Source organism: Coleofasciculus sp. H7-1 (assembly GCF_057473865.1).
This window is the reverse complement of record NZ_JBYCCT010000071.1, coordinates 1-21,329: the sequence shown is the minus strand read 5'-3', so window position 1 is coordinate 21,329 and position 21,329 is coordinate 1. Positions and strand designations below refer to the sequence as shown.

Below are 21,329 nucleotides of genomic sequence, written 5' to 3'. Positions count from 1 at the left end.
TCTAGATTTAGGTAGTTTTGGGTAGGTTTATCAGAGCGGTTGTGTGCGGTATATCTGTAGGGGCATGGCAATCAAAAAGCCCGTACCCAGTGGATATGGTCAAAACGTTAGAGCCGCGATAGATTCCACCTAACTAAGAAACGTTCAGGGCTTACGCAAAGCTTATACATATAGCGTTCTTGTCGGTTCAATCCCCCTGTGGTTGCCCTTACTATGTGGTGATGTGCGGCGAGTCCTGACGTTATCAACGGTATTGAGAAGAGCAATAACCGAAAATGCCAGTACAATGCCTATCTCTCAGACAGCAACGGATTGCCGAGCTGGAGATAGCATTGTGGCTTAAATTGAGATGGGGGCAGAGGGACTTGAACCCTCACGACCTTTTACGGTCAACGGATTTTCATTCTCTCGCAGCTTTCGCTACTGCCTTTTACGACTTTGAGAATTGGACTCTCTCTTTACCCTCGGCTTGACGTTAGGGTAGCTCCCGTCGAGTCTCTGCACCTTCCGAAGAGTTTTGAAGTTTGAGTTTTGAGTTTTAAATTCACTCAGTTCTCAATCCTCAAGCACTGACTTTGGCTTGGCTCAGGATTGCCATGTCTGTTGCCAGATTTAGGTTTCCCTGAATTTGAGAGCCGTCACTTGACAGATTTCTCCATCAAGGCCCAGTTTTCTAAGTCCGTAGCGTCTGCCATTCCGCCATGCCCCCGGATCGGGAGAAGTGTCGTTACGTATCTTCTACAAAACTAACTTCATTGTCTATTGCAACATTAAATGGGGACTTTGTGCAACTATTGCTTTAGTCTCACCAATTAAGCGGCTGATTCCAGCAAACGGTAAAATATGGACAGTTGGTCGGGTGTCTAAACGGAGAGTTCTCTTTTGAGAGACTTTTTGGGTTGATGTCCGCACCGGGACGCCGGTATTCACGCTCGTTCTTCTACCGCCAGAAAAAATTATGATGGTTGCGATATTGTATCTAGTTTTGAGTGGAGCTTACCTGGTGGTGATTCCCTTCGCCCTGTATGCCTACCTGCAAAAGCGGTGGTATGTTGCTAGCTCCTTTGAACGCAGTTTCATGTATTTCCTGGTTTTCTTTTTCTTCCCAGGTTTGTTGCTTCTCAGTCCATTTTTGAATTTTCGACCCCAGCGGCGGCAAGTTCAGAGTTAAGGTTTGTCGTTGGGTAAGCGCTAAATGCGACGAATTGACATCATTGGAATTGGCATCGGCGTCTTTGCCGCCGGTGGAATTGCGTATTTGCTGTTGCGGGTAGCGGGGCTAGATAGCCTGGAAGCTGGTATTTGGAGTCAAGTTTTCCTGGTGGGTGGGTTGGTTGGCTGGCTGCTGACTTACCTGTTCCGAGTGGGAACGAAACGGATGACCTATAACCAGCAGCTGAAAGACTATGAAGAAGCCGTTTTACAAAAGCGACTGGAAGAAATGACGCCAGAAGAACTGGCTGGGCTACAAGCTGAAATCGAACGGGAAAACAAATTACAAAAATAGCAGATAGTTGTCAGCGGTCAGTTGTGTAGGGGTACGGTAATGCTGTGCCCGTATAGGAGTTTGTAGTTTCTTGTTTGCCCCTGACCGCTGATCCTGGAATTGCTAACGCCCGAAGTGCCACTGATCACTGACCACTGACTTTTGACAAATGACTTCAATTTCTGAGTGCTTTGAGTCTCTGCGCGATCGCTCTGAATGTGCCTTAATTCCCTTTATCACAGCGGGAGATCCGGATCTGGAGACCACGGCTAAGGCGTTAAAAGTCCTTGATGCCGCTGGTGCTGACATGATTGAGCTGGGCGTTCCCTATTCAGATCCGTTGGCAGATGGGCCAACGATTCAAGCTGCTGCTACTAGAGCTTTGCAACGGGGAACCCGCTTGGAACAGGTGCTGGAGATGGTATCCGGCGTTAGCCAAGAGGTGCGATCGCCTATCGTTCTATTTACCTACTACAACCCGATTCTAAACCGGGGCGTTGAACCGTTCTTCAAGCAGATTGCTGATGCTGGGGTGCGGGGATTGGTGGTGCCAGATTTGCCGTTGGAGGAGTCTTCCGGGCTGCTGCAAACTGCTGCCAGCCTGGGAATTGATGTAATTTTATTGGTAGCGCCCACCAGTTCCCCAGAGCGAATAGAAGCGATCGCGCGTCAGTCTCAGGGATTCATTTACTTGGTGAGTGTGACTGGAGTGACGGGAATTCGATCTGGACTGGACTCGCGGGTGCAAGATATCCTTAAGCAGATGCGGAGCATTACGAATAAGCCCATCGGCGTTGGGTTTGGCATCTCCGAGCCAGAACAAGCCCGTCAGGTGAAAGACTGGGGGGCAGATGCCGCAATCGTAGGTAGTGCTTTTGTGAAACGTTTGGCAGAAGGAACACCAGAACAGGGGCTGGATGCGATCGCCGAGTTTTGCCGAAGTTTGAAAACGGCGATTACGACCTAACTATTGGCGCGATCTCCGTAACATCTTGAGCAATAGTAACGCCACCGATTCCTGCGCGAACCGACTCTCGTCGGCGCTTCGCGATCGCTTCTGGCGGCAGATGCATCCATGCGATTAAACTCAGGGAATTAAACGTAGGGAATCAAAGGAATTTCAATCGAAAACTCTGCTCCCTGCCCTGGTTCTGACACGCACTTGAGCATTCCGCCATGTTTCTCTACCACAATTTGGTAGCTAATGGATAGCCCCAAACCAGTTCCCTTGCCGACTGGCTTGGTGGTGAAGAAGGGGTCAAACAGACGCTTGATAACGCTCTCTGACATTCCTGGGCCATTGTCTCGAATCCGAATCACAACGACTTGGTTCTTGGTCATGGGGAATGGGTCATTGGTAATAGGCATCTTCGGCGTGTTAGGGCTTCGAGTCTCTTGCCCATTACCCGTTACCTTTTGACAATTACGGATTTCGGTGCCGATGGTAATTTTCCTCGGTTCGGGAAGGCTATCGAGGGCATCAATGGCATTGCTGAGAATGTTCATGAACACTTGATTAAGCTGACCGGCGTAGCAATCGACTAAGGGAAGATCGCCGTACTCCTTCAAGATTTGAATCCCGCCGTAAGCGCCATTCGGTTTCAAACGGCTATGGAGAATTAGCAAACTATTGTCGATGCCCTCGTGGATATCCACCGGCTTCATTTCGGCTTCATCCAGACGAGAGAAGTTCCGCAATGACAAGACAATCTGACGGATGCGGTCAGCGCCCATTTGCATGGAAGATAGCATTTTGGGCAAGTCATCGATGATGAAGTCTAAATCAATCTCTTCCTCCTGCGCTTGAATTGCGGGAACGGCATGGGTGTAGTGCTGTTGATAGAGGTGTACGAGATCGAGTAGGTCTTGAATGTAGTCGCTGGTGTGGCTGAGGTTGCCGGTGATGAAATTGACTGGGTTGTTGATTTCGTGGGCGATACCGGCGACCATTTGACCTAAGCTGGACATTTTTTCGGTCTGAATCAGCTGAGATTGGGCTTGTTTGAGATTGTGCAATGCTTGCTCTAGTTGTTGCGTCTGGGTTTGAGCGGCACGGGCGGCGGCACGACTTTGGGCGTAGAGTTCTGCTTGGTCAATGGCGATCGCTAGCTGATCCACGACGCCTTGCAGTAGCTCAATTTCGCTGTCAAGCCAGGGACGAGATCCACTGCTATGACTACAGACAATCGCGCCTAGATGACCGGCGTGGGTTTTCAAAGGTAGCAGCAGCACCGAACGAACGCCCAAATTGCTTAGTAGAGGCACGAGACTTTGCATCTCTCCATTCTCGGCATTTAAGCTGCGATCGCTTGTCAGATCGTCAACCCGCAAAGTCTGGAGTTGGCGGATTTTCTCGCTCAGGGGATCGAGTTCTTCTGGGGGACACTCGGAGAGCAAACTCGGTCTACTGGCGTCTGTTGTCGCTTCGTGAGTTACGGTCAGACTTGCCTGATTGGACTGCGCCCAGCACCACAAATATTGACATCGGTCAACTTTCAACAAACAGCGAATCTCATTCACGGCGGTTCCCAGGATGGTATCCAGGTCGAGGGAATCTCGAATCTGGCTCGCCAAGCGGAACAGCAAGGCTTCTCGACGTGCCGAGAGGGCTTCTTTCGCCCAAGACCGATCGATGGCGATCGCTAAAGCGTTGACGACCCACCCCAACGCTTGATGAACGGCTTCGCTAAAGCGTTGGCTGCCGCATACAGCCATGACGCCCACCAGTCGGTCTTCGACAATCAGGGGATAGCTTGCCAAATAGCTTTCGGGGATTCGCAAACAGCTTTCAGCTACATAATCATCGTACAGGCGGGCTTCCAACCCGCCCCCACACCGATAATTACTATCCTGAGTCAGGTAGGGTTGACGAGTTTGAGCCACGAAGCCGACTAGGGAACCGTCTAGAACCTGGTGACGCTGAGCCAACAAATCTTGCCAATACAATTCGCTCTGAGAATTAACCCTTGCGGTTGCTTGCAATTCCAAGCGATTGAGTTTTTGGTTAAATGTCCAGATACAAGCAAAAGTTGCATCAAGATGCTGCACCATTGCTTCCGTACAGCGATTGAGGCTTTCCGATAAAGAGCCAGCCGCGCCCAAGGCGATACCGACTTCTGCTTCTAGGGTGGAGAGGCGCGATCGCTCCATCAGTGCTGCCTCTGACTGTTTACGACCTGTAACATCCCGGAAATAAACCGATAGACCATCTTGATAAGGATAGCCTCGCACTTCAAACCATCTCTCCAGAGGCTCATACAACACCTCAAAGTGAACGGTTACTTGATTGGCAACTGCCCGGTGATACTCCTGATAAAAATTAGAATTGACTGTTTCTGGGAACTCATCCCAAATACACTGATTAATTAACTCGTCTTTGCTTCTAAATAAAAGTTGCTCTGCCCGCGAGTTCAGATAAGTGAATCGCCATTCGGTATCTAAAGTAAAGAAGGCATCAGTAATACTTTCCAAAATGTTCCGAGTGCGGTTCTCGCTGTTGACAGCCGCTTCGCGTGCCGCCTGTTCTCTCGCCAAAAGTTGGATGCGCTCCTCTTCCTGCCGCTTGCGCTCGTCGATATCCGTGTTCGTCCCAAACCAACTAACGATCCCACCTTCGTTATCACGCACGGGTACCGCCCGTCCCAGGTGCCAGCGATAGTTTCCGTCAGCCACACTCAGCAGGCGAAATTCAACTTCGTAAGGCTCTCCCGTAGACAGAGAATGACTCCAGCGGGCAATACAATCTGGCACATCCTCCGGATGCAGCACATTTTGCCATCCCCAGCCCACCATTTCCTCGAACGTGCGTCTGAAATATTCCAGAACGCGCTGGTTTACATAATCGAGTGCGCCATCTGGCTGTGCCGTCCATACCTGCTGCGGAATCACTTCAGCCAAGGCGCGAAAGCGCTGTTCGCTCTGTCGTTGTAATTCTTCTGCCCATTTGCGCTCAGTGATGTCTTGACGAATTGCTACATATTCAACAGGTTTTCCGTCGGAATTTAAGACGGGCACAATTGTGGTATCCACCCAGTAATAAGTTCCATCTTTGGCTCGATTTCTGATTTCGCCATGCCAGACGCTGCCACTACTGATGGTTGCCCACATCTGCTGAAAAAATTCCTTGGGGTGATGCCCGGAATTGATGATGCGGTGATTTTGTCCGAGCAGTTCTTGTCTAGAATATTGAGAAATTTCGCAGAACTTATCGTTTACATAGTTAATCTTTCCAGTTTGGTCTGTAACCGCCACAATTGAAGATTGATCGAGGGCAAACTTGATGTCTGCCACTTCTTTTAAGGATTCAGAGAGTGCCGACTCAGCTCGCTGGCGCTCTTGTTGTGCATGAGCGTCTTTAATGCTAATCGTCAGGTATCCGGCAATATCAGCCAATGTGGCGATTTCATACTCGCTCCATTTGTAAGGTTGCGGCGAGTCAAAGCACAGCAAGCCTACTAACTGGTCGGAATGCTGCAACGGTATGTCAAGCATAGACAGGGTTTGAGCAGCCAACATCACATCAGCCAGAGGTGCTAACCGGAAGTCTTGGGTGACATCGTTACAGATGAATGAGTCGCCCATCTGTAAGGCATTAAGATATTCAGATGCAACAGCTAAATCAGCCACTAATCCTGAAAGTTTCGGCATTCCTGGTGGCTCAATGGAGGAAATCACCGTCAAGATACCTTGGTGATTAACCGTTGAATAAGCCACTCGCAGATTAGGGAAATATTCGCTAATTTGTTTGAGCGTGCGTTCAATTATTTGCTCGACCGACAAACCAGATCGGGTTTTAGTTGAGATGCTGTTGAGCAACTGGAGACGAGTTTTGCTGTTCAGGAGCGCTGTCTCAGCTCGTTTAGCAAGAGTAATGTCTGTCTGAATGCCAACTAAGTAAAGTAAATCGCCCTTATCTGAGAACACGGGCGAAATTTTTAATTGGTTCCAAAAAGGTTGATTATCTTTGCGATAGTTTAGCAGCGTAACTTTAATTTCTTTCATTTGGGCGATCGCATTCCTAATTTTGGCGATCGCTTCTGGATCGGTATCGACACCTTGCAAAAACCGGCAGTTGCGACCAATCACTTCATCTGGCTGATACCCAGTGATTCGAGTAAAAGCCGGGTTTGCGTAGACAATCGGGCAATCTGGGTGGTTGGGATCGACGATGACAACTCCATCTGAAACTGACTTTACAGCTTGTGCCAGTTTCAGATTTTCTGCTGCGGCTTGACGCAAGGCGTCTTCAGTTTGTTGATGTTTGGTGATATCCATTACTGTACCGAGCGTGCGAACCGCTGTTGCCGTTTCGCTGTAAAGAACTTTGCCTTTTCCCGCTATCCAGCGGATACTGCCATTAGGACAGACAATGCGGAATTCAATCTTGTGGTCTGTTTGATCCTGGATAGAAGCAGCGAAAGCCCCGGCGACAAGTTCCCGATCTTCAGGATGAACGCAATTCAGGAAGCATTCCTGAGTTCCGTCAAAGGTGCCCGGAACTAGCCCCAATAGCCCCTCTAAATTATCAGAGCCTGTCGTATCAGCTACTTGACTCAAAAGATTAAAGTCCACAATGCTGGTGTGAGAAGCTGCTAGTCCCAACTGAAATCGTGTTTCTTTCTCCCGAAGTGCCGCTTCAGTTTGCTGTTGATTGGTGATAATGTGTTCGGGATTGGTTAAGTTTTTTCGCAGTTGTAGTTGAGCGATCGCTTGCCTTCCTAATGTCCCCAGCGCTTCCTGCTGTTCCCGGCTGAAATCTCGCGGCACATCATCAAACGCAGATAGCACGCCTACCATCACGCCCTCAGACGTGACTAAGGGCACACCCGCATAAAATCGGATTTTTGGGTCGGATTTCACTAAAGCATGGCTAGCAAACCGTTTATCTGACAGCGTATCCCGAACGAACATCAACTCGCGATCGCAGATTTCTGGTTGTAGGATGGCATAAGTGCAGAAAGCAACATAGGCGTCAGTGTCTGGGCTGGAAATGCCCAATTTTGACTGGAGCCAATGTTGTTTGCCATCCATGAAGCTGAGCAGAGCCATCTTCGTCTGACAAATATACGCTGCCAAACGTGTTAGATCGTCGAATGCAGCTACAGCTATTTGAAAATATGCTAGCTCCGGAGGAGCCGCAACGCTGATGCGATCCGGGATAGAGTCTAGTAGCGGACACCATCCCAGAGCATCAAGCGGGATTGCTCCGTTTCCAGGTATTCTTGCGTTCATTTTTAAGCGCCCTCTTCTGCGACTGCTGCACTTTTTCTGAGATAGTTGTATAAATGTTTACTCTTATTAGAACCGGATGATGAAGGCACTCTTTGAGACTTACCTCGTCTTCGTTTCCATTAAAAGCTTTCTTAATAGCTATACGATGTAGATGTTCCCTTACTTAGGAACGTGAACTTAATCTTTTATACTGCATCGCTCAGGTTAGGTTGGTTGATGTGAGTCACAAACTAAAAGAAACAAAAGAGCAAAGTTTAGGTAGGCGATACCCTCTTCACCGCAATTGCCAAGCCACCAGCCGTCTTTAGGGAAGGCTAGCTTTTTGGGATCTGCAACAATAAACGCGATCGCGCTTCTGGTTGCAGCCTGTCAACGAAGCGCTTCTAGAGCGACTTGACAGAACCTTCTGTATTTAGGATTCCCGTTCAGGATATATTTCTATCACAGACTGATTATTTTTTGATTTAACACACACCCCACCCGCTTCTTCCAGATAATTTTATCTTCAGAAAACAGATGCAACTTCAGTTCCGTCTTTTGTTACAATTATTTAAATACATTCCCGTAATTCTTCTATTTACTGCGTAATAATCATCAAGCTATAGTGCGTATAGTAGAATCTTTGTTTTAATAAAATTCAATTTTTGTAAAGTATTTTGAGATAGACAAATATTAAACAAACATTTATTAATAAGCAGCACTGAAACACTCAACAAAAGTAGAAAAGCTTTAAATTAAGAATAGCTGGGCGGGATAGATGTATTCTACAAAGGAAAGCGATGCTCTCTTACCTACTGGGGCTGACGTTAGAATAATTTGGATTGGGCTTTTTAATAGGCTTTGAACCCAATTCAACGAGTGTTAGGTTTTCGTAGACTAAAAACTGGGTAAAGAAGATGCCTTCAACTTTAAGTGAGATACCGGCTATCCTAGCAGTGGATGATAGTAGCGTCATGCAGACGCTGATCAAACGTGCCCTAGAGAGAGACTACAGAGTTTTGGTGGCAGATAATGCAGTAGATGCCTTATCGGTGATTTACCACCAGCAAATTTCAATTTTATTACTGGATGTTTCCATGCCAGGAGTGGATGGCTTAGAACTCTGTCGCACGGTTCGGAGTTTACCGCAATTTCACGATTTACCCATCATCATGCTGACAGCGCGAGACGGAGTTTTTGATAAAGTACAAGGGAGGTTGGCGGGTGCAACTGAATATTTGACAAAACCCTTTGAGGCTGAGCAACTGCGCCAGATTGTTGGCAATTTTATTGATTCAAATTGTTCAACTGAAATTTAATTTCCAGCTTTCCCTAAAAATAGAACTGTTAGCTTAGCAATACTTGTCGGTTAACGTCAGTTGGCAACACGATGCCAGTGGTTCATATCCCCGACAACTCTTACGAAGTCGGGGATCTCGCGTTCACGAATAATTTAGGACTGGTACAGTAATATCATTCCTGGGTTATTTTACTGATAGCTAATCGCAAAAACATGGGTTAGCCATTAGCCATTAGCCATTCCTACTTTTCCGTCAGCGTGAAAACGCCATCCCAGTTATCGGGAGGCGATTCTTGGAGAAACAACTGACAGCGTTTCAGGTGCAAGGCAGCCGCTTTGTCGTTTTTGTCAATTTCTTCCAGAATGGTGCCAAACTCACCCATTGCACGAGTAAACTTGCGATTTAGGTAATACTCGCGTCCCTTATGGTAAAGATCGATTGCCGTTCTCTTTTGATCGGAAATGTTTTCTTCCCGCAGCCCCACCAGTTCATAGATATTAACCGGCGTATTCTTACCTTTGACTCGAATACAGTCAAGTTCTCTTGCCCAAATCAGATCCTTGCAAGGCTGATAAGTGCTTTCGCTAATCACAATATCGCAACCATATTGTTTGCTAGCACCTTCTAAGCGAGATCCCAAATTCACTTCGTCACCAATTGCGGTGAACTCCATGCGCTTACTGGAGCCAATATTACCGCTAATTACCGTACCTGAATTAATGCCAATCCCAATCTTAAACGTTGGGAATCCTATGTTTTGGCGACAGGCATTGAATTCTGTTAAGCGATGGCGCATTTCGACTGCTGTTTGTACCGACATCCAGGCATGATCGAGCAAGGGTAAGGGAGAACCAAAGACTGCCATAATGGCATCGCCAATATATTTATCGAGGGTGCCTTTGTGGCTAAAAACAGCGTCTACCATCGACTCAAAATATTCATTGAGCATCTGCACCACGTCTTCTGCATTCATACTTTCGGTTAAGGTGGTGTAGCTGCGAATATCTGAGAACAAGATGGAAACGTCTTTTTTATCGCCTCCTAGTTTGGCATCACCGCTATTGATTAACTGTTCTGCCAATTCTTGAGTCATGTAGCGGTACATCGTACTCTTGAGCCGTTTCTCCTGAGAGATGTCATCCATCACCACCAGGGCACCGTAGACGTTGTTATTGTCGCTGGCATCGGCAATGGAGTTTATTGACAGGTGAACGCTATGTTGTTCCTCTCCTGTCGATAGCAAAGTTTGATCGGGATAGTATTGCTGGCGGCTTTTTTCTTCAGCGGCGTCTATCGCAGCTTTAAACCATTTAGAAAAGTCACCTTCTTTGATGCGGATCAGATCGTCAATTTTTTTACCTTCTATAAGGTCTTCATTTTTAAATCCTAAGAGTCGCTTGGCGCTTTCATTCGCTGCAATAATATGACCGGATTTATCAGTGGAGAGAACCCCATTAGAAAGGCTGCGGAGAATATCACGCTGCATTTGTTCTTGCTGTTTGACGGTAGCAAACAATTTGGCATTTTGCAGCGCTACACCGGCTTGAATATTAAATGCCTCCATGAAAGCTTCATCGCTTTGATTAAAGCTTGCCTTCCAGCATTCAGGGGGTTCGGGCCAAGTTTCCGGATTATAAGCAGGAAATTCTCCCTGTTTTTTCTTATTTACAAGTTGGGTGACACCAATCAACTCTTTGTCGGCGTTAAAGATTGGCATGCATAATAAGCTACAAGTGCGATAGCCATTTGCCTGATCGACTTGTTTAGAAACTTCAGAATCTGGATCGGCATAGAGGTCAAAAGAGATATTCAGGGGTTTACCGGATTCAGCCACTTTACCGACATAACCTTTTCCAACTGGCACTCGCAGTTCCCTGATGGAACCATTGGCAAGAGGAATTCTTGTCCACAAGTCATGGCGATCGCTATCTAACAGCCACAGGGTGCTACGATCTGCATTCATTAGCTCCTGGGCTTCATGCATCACCCGGTTCAGGGTATCTTCTAAGTCGAGATTGCTCTGGCTTAAGGATCGTGTCGCCTTCATCAATGCATCAGAAGCCCGCTGTCTCTGCGTTGCCATGTAAAAAGAGCGGGAACTTTCTAGAATCAAGCGAATGGAAGGAGCAAATTCTGCAAATATTTTTTCATCTTTTGAACTAAAGCCATTGAGATCGATTCGTTCTGCTAACGGCTTTCCTGGTTGATTTGGTAAGATTAATTTATTAATTAATTGAACGACCGCGACTAAATCCCCCTGTTCGTTTAACAGGGGTAAAGTTAACATAGTATAGGTGCGATAGCCATTTTCTTCGTCTTTCTTTTTGGCGAACGCAGACCGGGGATCTTCATAAAAATCAAAGGGAATATTAACACTTTTCTTATGGGTTGCGACCTCACCGGCAATCCCTTTATCGGCAGGAATCCGCAACTCTAAAGGTCGCCCCTCTGCACCTTCGGCAAGAATTGACCAGAGTTGGTTCTTTTCTTCATCAAGTAAATATATCGTTGTGCGATCTGCGCCGAGTAATTCTCCTGTTTTCAAGGTAATGGCATTCAACATTTCTTGAAGAATGGCATCAAACCCCTGGCTATCAGTCAACATTGATAGGGTTTGATTGACTACCTGGAGCTTTTCTTCGACACCTGTGACGACTTCTTTGAAAGTTTCCTTATTAAGTGGGGCAAGAAGTGCCGTAAAACTTCCTTCTTTTGTGGCTAATGCACCACCAGTAGCAGTAGGAATATTTGTAGAGGTTTGAGGGATTTGATTCCCAGTTGGATTTTCATCGTGGGGAACAACATCAATCACCCTGTCTGTATCGTTCCAAGCATGCATTTTGGTAGATGAAGGTGTCATAGATTTTTACAGATGCCTGAATTTGAGCGAGGTACGAGGCGGTGGAATTATCCTACAAATTTAACAGCCAAACTTTTTGTGCCTGGTGAGCAAATGCCATACTACTTACTCAACAGTTTACTCTTTGTTTTGGGGTTGGATAGAGGGCACGTTCTTATTTGTTGTCATTTGCCTTGCGTCCATTATGTTTGACTGCGGCTTGAGCTAGCAAGGACTCTGCAAAAGCGATCGCATCTTTGGCGGAGTGTCCCCCTGCCAGTGTTGCTAATTCTTGGCGGCGAGTCAGGTGATTGTCAAGCACGCTGACTCGTACAACCGTGCGTTCGGAAGGATGAAGGATGTAGGATGTCGGGACTTCTTCTTGCCGTAGCCCTTCAATTGCTCTCTCTAAGGGGAGGGTGGGATGAATTGCTTCGGGGTTCGTTGTTGAGACTTCGCCCTTTTTCCCAGCCTTTGATTGGGAAGGATCTTGCTTCTGGCTTCCTTCAACGACGTGTTTATCAACGCGAAAATGGCGGTCAGCCATTGCGGCGACAAGGGGTTGGTGAGTGACGCAAAGAACTTGGTGTCCCTGAGAAAGTTGGTGGAGTTTCTCAGCGATCGCTTGGGCAACCCGTCCGGACACCCCGACATCAATTTCGTCAAAAATTAGCGTTCCGGAGGCTTCCAGTTGGGAGAAACAAGCTTTGAGCGCCAGCAGGAAGCGGCTCATCTCCCCCCCAGAGGCAGTGGCAGACAGTGGTTGCATATTTTCGCCTGGGTTGGGACTAAAATAAAAGGCGATCGCGTCGGCACCTGTTGCGGTTGGGAGACAAGGGCTAATTTTGACTTGAAACTGCACCTTTTCCATCGCTAAAGGCTTGAGTTCCGCCACAAGTCTGCTTTCTAGTTCGTTGGCAGCAACGCGGCGCAAAGCTGTCAACTGGGTAGCCCTAGATGCCAAGATTTCATGACATTGAGAATAGATTTTTTCTAGTTCTTCGAGGGAGTGACCGCTATCGGTGAGGAGAGTGAGTTCACCGTGGATGCTCTGACTGTAGGCGATCGCTTCCCCCAACGTCGGACCATACTTGCGGCAAATCTGCTTCAGGGTGCGGATGCGCTCTTCCACTTCCGCCAGTCGCTGGGGATCGGCTTCTAAAGAAGCACCGTAAGCATTAATTTGCTGTCCGGCTTCCACTACTTGCGCCAGAGCCGTACTCACCATATCTAGCACGGGTTGCAGAGTGGCATCATAAGTCACCATATCAATCAGCGTTGCTTCGGCTTGACCCAATAAGTCTGCACCCGCTGACTCACCTGCATCATTTTGATAAAGAGCTTGATAAACCTGATAACTCAGCTGTTGTAACTCCACCACATGACTTAAGCGCTGGCGTTCTTGTTCGAGCTGTTCTGGTTCATCTGGTTCGCTCAAATTGGCAGCAGTCAATTCTTGGGCTTGATACTGTAGCAAGTCGAGCCGTTGCAAGCGTTGCTGCTCGGACTGACGGCGTTTGTCTCTTGCGTCCCGTGCCTGTTGAGAGTCGAGATAGGCAGCTTGAACGACTGAGCGTTGCTGTAGCACCGCTTCGCCGCCATAGACATCCAGCAACTCTCGCTGAAGCGCGGGTGCCACGAGTTGCACGGTTTGACCTTGGGCAGTAATTTCTACTAAGCGATCGCGCAGGCGATCCATTAATTGCCGGTTGACCAGAACTCCATTCACGCGAGAGCGGCTGCGGAGGCTTCCTTGCAGGCAGGCAATCTCCCGACAACAAACCACGGCTGTGTCATCAAGCAGCTCGATCTCTTGTTCAGAGAGCCACTCAGTCACAACTCGGTCAACCTTGAAGGTGGCTTCCACCAAAGCGCGATCGCTACCCGTGCGAATCGACCATTTGCTGACTTTCCCGCCCAAGGCGGCGTCAATCGCATCCAGGATAATCGACTTTCCCGCGCCGGTTTCGCCGGTCAGAACATTCAATCCAGAGCCAAATTCTAGCTCCAGATGGTCAATCAAGGCAAAGTTTTCAATCCGTAGGGACAGGAGCATGGAGCAAAATTCACCTTGAGGGAAGAGGGCAGGCAGCGGCAACTCAATGAACAATTGTCTTGTGCTAAGCAATCGATGCTCGCGAGTTATTCAAAACAGGTACTGGGCTACCAAACTTAGTTTAGTGTTTAGTTTTAAGTCCCGAAACTTTTTCAGGGTAGCGGGAAATTGACCTAATTGGCATTGTCCTAGAGCGGGAGCCGTGGTACCTCGTCCTGGCGCTTCCCTCGCTTATTGTTACAATACTTAATAGAGTTGCTCTCTCGTCGGTTCCCAAGCTTATGAATGTTAAAACAGTCTCCCCAATCTCACATCGGACAGACGCAAGCGATAGGCGAAGCGCCGACCTGTCGGTTGGCGTTTCTACAACAGGTGCGATGAAAAAGCCTGCCCAGATAGCGTCCGCCCTTGCCTCGCCGGTCGTGGTGGAGTATGAGCTTACCGCCACAGCAGAGCAATATCCAGCAGTCGTGGGTGCCCAAACCGTCTATACCCAAGCCGAAGAACTGCGCTACAACCCCGTCGCCATTACCGATTACTACCGGAGGCGTCCATTCCAAGTTTGGGGGCGATTGTTCAACATTCTGGTGCCGATACTCCGCTTTGGACTGAGTATGTGGTGGGACAAGCAAACAGGTCGAGTTGCCCAAAACGAGCGGAAACGGGCAATTCGCTTGCGGAAAATAATCACGAGACTGGGACCCGCCTATATTAAGGTGGGACAAGCGCTCTCGACTCGACCAGACTTAGTTCCGACGACTTATTTAGACGAACTGAGTCACCTGCAAGACCAGCTGCCACCATTTCCCAATGAATTAGCTTATCGGTTTATTGAGGAAGAATTAGGCGATCGCCCCGAACAAATTTACGCCGAACTCTCCCCCAACCCTGTAGCCGCTGCCTCCTTGGGACAAGTCTACAAAGGTAAGCTCAAGACTGGCGAAACCGTTGCCGTGAAGGTGCAGCGTCCGGGCTTAAGAGAAAACATTGCCCTAGATATCTACATCCTGCGTACCCTTGCCGGATGGGCGCAGAGAAATCTCAAACAGGTGCGGAGCGACCTCGTCTCCATCATGGATGAATTTGGCACCCGCATCTATGAAGAAATGGACTATACCCAGGAGGGTCACAACGCCGAGCGCTTTGCTTCTCTATACGGTCACTTACCAGATATTTACATTCCCAAGATTTACTGGAAATACACCCAGCGTCGCGTCCTGACAATGGAGTGGATTAACGGTACCAAATTGACCCAGCCAGAGGCACTCCGCGCTCAGGGAATTGATGCCGTTCACTTAATCGAGGTGGGCGTTCAGTGTTCGCTGCGGCAATTGCTGGAACATGGCTTTTTCCACGCTGACCCCCATCCAGGTAACTTGTTAGCGACTACTGACGGTCAGCTGGCTTATCTGGACTTTGGCATGATGAGCGATGTCAAGCCTTATCAGCGGTATGGCTTAATTGAAGCAGTGGTTCACATGGTCAACCGCGACTTTGAGGGCTTAGCCCGCGACTATGTGAATCTAGAGTTTTTAACCCCAGACACTGACCTGACCCCCATCATCCCAGCCCTTTCCAAGGTCTTCAGCAACGCGCTGGGAGCCAGTGTCGCGGAGATGAACTTCAAGAGCATCACCGATGATATGTCGGCGTTGATGTATGAGTATCCCTTCCGCGTTCCAGCTTACTACGCGCTGATTATCCGCTCTCTGGTCACGTTAGAAGGGATTGCGATTAATGTCGATCCCAATTTCAAAGTTCTCAGTAAAGCGTATCCCTACGTTGCCAAGCGCCTCTTGACAGACCCCTCGCCGGAATTGCGGGCATCTCTGCGTGACCTCCTGTTCAAAGACGGCAGTTTCCGCTGGAATCGTCTGGAAAATCTGTTAAAAAATGCCCGTTTCAGTGACGATTACGACCTGAATCAGGTGCTGAACCAGACCTTAGATTTTCTGTTCTCAGAGCGGGGTGCATTTATCCGGGAACACCTAACGGATGAAATTGTTAAGGGTATAGATACGCTGGGACGCCGCACCTTCCAAAATGTCACGTATTCGCTGCGCGAACGGGTGGGGATGACGGTGAATGAGGCACCGCCGTCGGTAGAAACGCCCCCCAGTCTGGAGCATATTAAACGGATTTGGGATATTCTCCAAGAAACTAGCGGGTTTGACCCGATGCAACTGCTGCCTGTGATTCCCCAATTGCTGATGAAGCCAGAAACTCAGCGCATGGGTCAAAAAATTGCCGGTGGTTTGGTGCAGCGAGTGGCGGCGCGGTTGATTCGGGACGTTTTACTTCAGGATGCGCCCCCACAAGCCTCCCAGAACGGTCACAAGCCACGCAATTATCCCCAGACATCATCGCCCCGCTTAGCGTTGCCGCCTGCTGCTGCGAGAAGGGCTGTATAGACCGTAGGTGAATGGGAATAGCTGGGTCATGGAAGGGAAGAGCGAGCGCTCTTCCATGACAATCCGGTTTGTTGGGTAGAGCGCTCAACGTTACCCAACTTCCGGCTTGATAACGTTGGTCCTGACTACAACTAACTGGTGATAATCCCTAAGAATGATGCTAGGTTGGGTTCTTGCGTAAGCGAAACTCAACTTTTACTTTTTTATACAGTTAGGTTTTGCTTTGTGTCTTGGGTTCAACCTACGAGGTGAAGGTATGTAGGTTATTTAATCCGCGATCCTAAGCTTATTTTGGCAGAAGAGATTGACGATCAAGCACATAAAAAAATCTTTACTTAAGCTGTCACACACAGGACTCGCCGCACATCACCACATCTAGGGGCAACCACAGGGGGATTGAACCCGAAAAAACGCTATATGTATAAGCTTTGCGTAAGTCCTGACACATTTAATTGGAATACAGTAAATACCTAAAGTAGAGACGCTGCATACAAAGTCTCTACTATTTCGACTGGATTTGACAATTTTTAATTAGGCATTTTAAATTTTTAATTGCTTATCCGTTTTCTTGCAGTTGATTGAGCGGCAGCTTAACAGTAAAAGTCGTGCCGATGCCAATTTCACTCTTGAGGGCGATCGCACCATCGTATAAATCTACACACTCTTTAACGATTGTCAATCCCAGCCCTGTACCAGAGATTGTGCCGACATTCTTTCCTCGATGGAATCGCTCAAACAAGCGTAGTTGGTCTTCTTTTGGGATTCCTATTCCCTCGTCCTGAATTTGGAAGATTGCCTCACGCTCCTGACAGATAAGTTCAAAATGAACTTTGCTGCCTCTGGGAGAATATTTAATTGCATTTAAAAGCAAATGATCGATAATTTGTCGCAGCAGCTTTTTATCCAGGTAGGCATTAGTACACTCACCTTGATGAATAAAAGTAATCGCGTGTTGGGAGCCAACGTTAAGTTGCAATTCTTCCACCAACTCGCGGCTAAACTCTACTAAATCCAGCGGTACGGGATTAAGCTCTAACTTGCCAGCCTCTGTTTTATCAAGAAGGAGGATGTCGTTTAACAACCGAGCCATTTGTTTGCTAGCGGCTCTTATTTTCTGGAAATGCGAGTCCTTTTGCACTTCAGACAATTTGTGTTTGTAGCGTTCCAGTAATTCAGCAGACATGGAGATTATTGTCAGCGGCGTGCGGAATTCATGAGATGCAGCTCTGATGAAGCGAGATTTGAAATTGCTGAGTTCTTTTTCTTGTTCCAGTGCCTTGCGGGTTTGTTCCGCCTGCTTGTGGCGTTCGGTGATGTCACGCAATAGCCAACGCAAACCGATTAAGTTGCCGGAGCGATCGCGTATAGCCGCCACGTTAAGTGCCGCCGAGAACGGCTGACCTTTCGAGGATTGTAAGCGCACTTCCCAGTCGTGCAACTGCGGAAAGTAATTCAATTGAGTCAATAGATCCCGAAAGGTTTTGCGATCTTCCTTAGCCACAAAAATCGCCATCGGTTTGCCTATTAGAAAATTCTGGGATCGGTTCAGCAAAGCCGCCGCCGTGCGGTTAGTCTCTTGAATGATTCCAAAGGTATTCGTTACTAAGTACCCGTCTGGGGCAAACTCAAATAGCTCTTGGTAGCGCTGGCGTTCTGCTTTTACAGTCTCGTAAGCGATCGCCAGTTCTTCGTTGCGTTGCTGCAACTCCTCTGTAGCCACCTGCAACTCTTCCAAAGCCGTGAAGAGTTCTTGCAAAGCCTCCTTTGTCAGTGTTTCCTGCGGATGCGGGAGGGATGGGGATTCCCTAGTACGCTGCCACAGCTCGTGCAGGCGCTGTTGTGCCGCCTCTATCTGTTGGTTAAAGATTTCCTCTTTCATCACGTACTTGTTCTGTGAGAATTAAGCTTAAGGGTTGATGCGCTTCCAGGAGTTTTCATAAATTCACGAGCGATCGCTTCCTTCATTCTCACAGATGCATGAATTTAGTATAAAAGCAAATACCCTCAGAAACTATGCAACCTAAGGAACAGCATTATTATTCACCACAATAATATTTGTAACTAGAGGAAGCGGCGGACTATAAAAGTGCAGATTACGATAGTAAAATCTTGCCATTGCCAGGTGGCTCTACTAATCATAATTGCTTAGCACTTAACTTGAGTATTCTTAAGCATTTCTTTCAAAGAACAGGAGCATGAAGTTTTGATTAATAATTGGCGCTGACTAATACCCAGAAATTGATTTAACTTTTTTTCTCGATTGTAATTATAATTTTGGCGTTACTCATAACCTCGTCATAATACGATTACCAACTCTTAAATTATTATTTAATTATTTATAAATACTTATAAAAGTTTAAGATAACATTATAAATTTTAAGTTTACTTAACATATTTGTTTCTTTCCAAGTATAATTAGTTGCTTAATATAGAACCACTTTGAAAATCTACCCAAACTTCTAAAAGATAGTTTTTTTGTAAATATAAAAATAAAGATGCAGTGCTAGCTTAAATTTCTTTCCGATTTAAAATTTCGTCATCAGATATTTACGATGAAGTTAAGTTCGAGGTTAGTGAGGCGAGAGTGTAGTAGCGATCGCGCCTCTCCTTTCCCTAATTTCAAACCAATATAAAAGCTTATTAGTGCAGCTAGTGAAAGTGACGATGTAATGCGATAGCGAAGCGCAGAAAAAGTCAGTTCGCGCTTTGGTGGAGATGAGCGCGATCGCGTTTTCAATAATGATATCGAGCTTGGAGAAAATCAATTCTGTCATCGCTGACCAGGTAAATTATTCGGTGTTCCTCAGTCAATCGCCGCGACCATGCGTTTGAGTCCATGTATTTAAGCGGTTCTGGCTTGCCAATACCTGTAAAAGGATCTCGCATGATATCTTCAATCAGCTTAAAGGCACGCAGTGCAGTTTTGCGGTTTGTCTTGACCCAATAGGCGAGGTCTTCCCGAAATTATGGGTGAAAAACCGCATCACGAGCCTTTATTTCTTGGGGTTGCGGTTCATCCTTCTGAGTCAATCCCTAACTCCTGGCGTAGGCTGTCAATACTCTGTGGTTCTAAAGTTTTCGCTTTGGCTCGTTCTAGAGCAGTTAGCAAACGTGCTGCATTTTTAGGTGAACGGAGTAAATAGGCGGTTTCTAGCAAACTATCCAGTTCGTCAGCAGCAATCAAGGCGACGCTTTCACCTTCCTGTCGGGTAATGATCGCCACATCTCGATCGGCAACGACGCGATCGCACAGTTCGGCTAGGTTAGCACTAGCATCAGTGAACGTTGTCTGCTTGGACATGGTGGGTAATTCCCTCATGCTGTATACCTTTCCAGTACATAATAGCTTGATTGATTGGAGGAGCGATAGCGAAGCGCAGAAAAAGTCAGTTCGCGTCTTGATTGAAAGAAGGCGATCGCTCATCCTTCCTTCTATTCCAAAGCCAGCACAAAAGCTTATCCTTACAAGTAGGAGCCTTGAGTTAAACGGAATTACATCTAAAGGGAATTAGCCAGATGCTAAAAATAACTAAAAGTTACATACTTGACGAAAATCAACAACCTGTTGCCGTACAAATCCCGATTGCTGAATTTGAACAAATCGAGAAAATCCTTGAAAAGTTCGGTTTGACAGAACGGATAGAAGAAATGGAAAATCGTGAGCAACTATCAGACGATATAGAGGATGAACCTTACGACTGGGAACCGGGAGAGATAGGTGAAGGCTATCCTGTTAAATATATTCCAGGGAAGGGAATTGTTGTTATTAAGCCATGACAATTGACTCGTTACAGACTGGAGATGTTGTAACGGCAAACTTTCCCAGACACCAACCTAGAGGACATGAACAAGAAGGCTACCGTCCTGCGATTGTGGTAGGCTTTCCTTATCAAATAGGAGTCCCCCGATTCTCGTCAGTAATTGTAATTCCTATGACAACTGATAGAGGTCAAACGTGGGCGATCGCTTCCCCAGATTTATACCCACGTTTCCCCGCTGGAATTGCTGGGTTGAAAAAACCTTCTATCGTTTTGTTGGATCAAGTAAGGGTTTTAGATGTTAACAGGATTGTTGAGTATCGGGGTTGTTTGAAACCTACCGAGTATACCCCTATCTTGGCTGTAATTCAGCGCATGATAACTCCTTGAGAGGATGCGATCGCATCCTCTCCTCCTGCTAATTCAAAGCCTTTACATTAATGTCATTTGGGGTGAGTTCAGCCTTTCCCCATATTTCAGGTAACGGAGTTACCCAAGAAATAGGTACAGAAATCACATCTAAAGTTTCCCCATCTTTAAAGACTTCCAGAGTATATCCTGCCTCCGGCTGATTCTTAGTAGGAGGTAGATGATCTAATACAACTCCCTTGTCACCTTTTTGAACTGGGCTATCAGGAATGTCTTGATTAAGTAACACCCACTGAAATAATCTTGCTGTTGTCATCGTTTTAACCTTCCTATAACTTGTCAGGATATAAAGTTATAAATTTAACAATATCTGCTCCCTCATCCTGCTGCCAGATAGTAATTACCCTAACTAGCCGACTATTAGGGCCATACCACTGGCTTTTGACCTTTAAGCGAGTACCCCAATCAGTGGACGTTACTTCTGTAACTTCAGAGCCATCTACAGCATTTAGTATATCTCTCTTCAGAATTTCCCAATTTTCAAGGTTATAGCCTGCTAAAGCCAAATACTCTGATTTATCATCTTTGGGTTGGTAAACAAGTAGGTAGTTGGTTATTTTCTGGTCTTGAATCACCAACCCCGAAGGTATCCTCATTAATTTTGTCCAACCCTTTCATATTGAATTTATTTACAACTTTTCTTTATCTTTACCTACGGTAGCTGAGATCCTTAACGAAGTGGAGGACGCTGGGATCGAACTGAATCCCGGATTAGCGGGACTTAAACAGATTTCAAGCCCAAATAAAGCCCAAAGCAGCTTGATAAGCAACGAATACGTCGTGATTGTGGTGCAACCACTCCACGAAACGGAAAGACATCGCTGTCCGAAACGCTGATA

The 21,329-nt window shown here is 47.0% G+C and carries 15 protein-coding genes and 1 pseudogene; 7 read left to right on the top strand and 9 right to left on the bottom strand.

Annotated features, from left to right (window positions below; genetic code table 11):
* Positions 1-958 precede the first annotated feature (958 nt).
* The 3 genes from ndhL to trpA all read left to right on the top strand — a co-directional run bounded on the left by ndhL (position 959) and on the right by trpA (position 2,453).
* Complete coding sequence (gene ndhL / locus AC2VDX_RS19810; RefSeq protein WP_378184952.1) at positions 959-1,171, top strand: NAD(P)H-quinone oxidoreductase subunit L; 213 nt, start codon at positions 959-961, stop codon at positions 1,169-1,171.
* A 24-nt stretch (positions 1,172-1,195) separates the two neighbouring features.
* The gene (locus AC2VDX_RS19805; protein ID WP_378184954.1) at positions 1,196-1,507 is read left to right on the top strand and encodes a DUF3007 family protein; all 312 of its coding nucleotides are present in this window, start codon (positions 1,196-1,198) and stop codon (positions 1,505-1,507) included.
* A gap of 148 nt (positions 1,508-1,655) precedes the next feature.
* The gene (trpA, locus tag AC2VDX_RS19800; RefSeq protein ID WP_378184956.1) at positions 1,656-2,453 is read left to right on the top strand and encodes a tryptophan synthase subunit alpha; all 798 of its coding nucleotides are present in this window, start codon (positions 1,656-1,658) and stop codon (positions 2,451-2,453) included.
* A gap of 128 nt (positions 2,454-2,581) precedes the next feature.
* Here trpA and AC2VDX_RS19795 read toward each other — a convergent pair whose 3' ends face one another.
* A complete protein-coding gene (locus AC2VDX_RS19795) occupies positions 2,582-7,717 on the bottom strand; it encodes a PAS domain S-box protein (protein ID WP_378184958.1) in 5,136 nt (1,711 codons plus the stop codon).
* Between the two features lie 896 nt (positions 7,718-8,613).
* Here AC2VDX_RS19795 and AC2VDX_RS19790 point away from each other — a divergent pair.
* A complete protein-coding gene (locus AC2VDX_RS19790) occupies positions 8,614-9,015 on the top strand; it encodes a response regulator (RefSeq protein ID WP_378184960.1) in 402 nt (133 codons plus the stop codon).
* Between the two features lie 223 nt (positions 9,016-9,238).
* Here AC2VDX_RS19790 and AC2VDX_RS19785 read toward each other — a convergent pair whose 3' ends face one another.
* Both AC2VDX_RS19785 and recN read right to left on the bottom strand, forming a co-directional pair.
* Positions 9,239-11,857 (bottom strand): GAF domain-containing protein, encoded by a 2,619-nt coding sequence (locus AC2VDX_RS19785; protein WP_378184963.1) that lies wholly within the window; start codon positions 11,855-11,857, stop codon positions 9,239-9,241.
* Positions 11,858-12,011: 154 nt separating this feature from the next.
* Positions 12,012-13,892 carry a DNA repair protein RecN gene (gene recN, locus AC2VDX_RS19780; protein ID WP_378184965.1) on the bottom strand — a complete coding sequence of 627 codons (1,881 nt, stop codon included), beginning with the start codon at positions 13,890-13,892 and terminating at the stop codon, positions 12,012-12,014.
* A gap of 281 nt (positions 13,893-14,173) precedes the next feature.
* Between recN and AC2VDX_RS19775 the strand changes: the two genes are divergently transcribed.
* Positions 14,174-16,303 carry an ABC1 kinase family protein gene (locus AC2VDX_RS19775; protein ID WP_378184967.1) on the top strand — a complete coding sequence of 710 codons (2,130 nt, stop codon included), beginning with the start codon at positions 14,174-14,176 and terminating at the stop codon, positions 16,301-16,303.
* Between the two features lie 556 nt (positions 16,304-16,859).
* Here AC2VDX_RS19775 and AC2VDX_RS19770 read toward each other — a convergent pair.
* The 4 genes and pseudogenes from AC2VDX_RS19770 to AC2VDX_RS19755 form a co-directional block, all read right to left on the bottom strand.
* On the bottom strand, positions 16,860-18,182 hold the full coding sequence (locus AC2VDX_RS19770) for a PAS domain-containing sensor histidine kinase (protein ID WP_378184969.1): 1,323 nt from the start codon (positions 18,180-18,182) through the stop codon (positions 16,860-16,862).
* 691 nt (positions 18,183-18,873) lie between these two features.
* Positions 18,874-19,077 (bottom strand): hypothetical protein, encoded by a 204-nt coding sequence (locus AC2VDX_RS19765; RefSeq protein WP_378184987.1) that lies wholly within the window; start codon positions 19,075-19,077, stop codon positions 18,874-18,876.
* Positions 19,037-19,300, bottom strand: a pseudogene (locus tag AC2VDX_RS19760) (Txe/YoeB family addiction module toxin). The gene AC2VDX_RS19765 and the pseudogene AC2VDX_RS19760 overlap by 41 nt, the downstream one beginning before the upstream one ends.
* 16 nt (positions 19,301-19,316) lie before the next feature.
* Positions 19,317-19,604: a type II toxin-antitoxin system Phd/YefM family antitoxin gene (locus tag AC2VDX_RS19755; protein WP_378184985.1), complete on the bottom strand. Its 288-nt coding sequence runs from the start codon at positions 19,602-19,604 to the stop codon at positions 19,317-19,319.
* Positions 19,605-19,819: 215 nt separating this feature from the next.
* On the opposite strand from AC2VDX_RS19755, the gene AC2VDX_RS19750 reads away from it, so the two are divergent.
* Positions 19,820-20,080, top strand: a complete 261-nt coding sequence (locus AC2VDX_RS19750) for a hypothetical protein (protein ID WP_378184971.1) — start codon at positions 19,820-19,822, stop codon at positions 20,078-20,080.
* Positions 20,077-20,451, top strand: coding sequence for a type II toxin-antitoxin system PemK/MazF family toxin (locus AC2VDX_RS19745; protein ID WP_378184973.1), 375 nt, complete (start codon positions 20,077-20,079; stop codon positions 20,449-20,451). The genes AC2VDX_RS19750 and AC2VDX_RS19745 overlap by 4 nt, the downstream gene beginning before the upstream one ends.
* A gap of 28 nt (positions 20,452-20,479) precedes the next feature.
* Here AC2VDX_RS19745 and AC2VDX_RS19740 read toward each other — a convergent pair whose 3' ends face one another.
* Positions 20,480-20,746 (bottom strand): DUF4926 domain-containing protein, encoded by a 267-nt coding sequence (locus AC2VDX_RS19740; RefSeq protein ID WP_378184975.1) that lies wholly within the window; start codon positions 20,744-20,746, stop codon positions 20,480-20,482.
* A 13-nt stretch (positions 20,747-20,759) separates the two neighbouring features.
* Complete coding sequence (locus AC2VDX_RS19735; RefSeq protein ID WP_378184977.1) at positions 20,760-21,086, bottom strand: DUF6883 domain-containing protein; 327 nt, start codon at positions 21,084-21,086, stop codon at positions 20,760-20,762.
* Positions 21,087-21,329 lie beyond the last annotated feature (243 nt).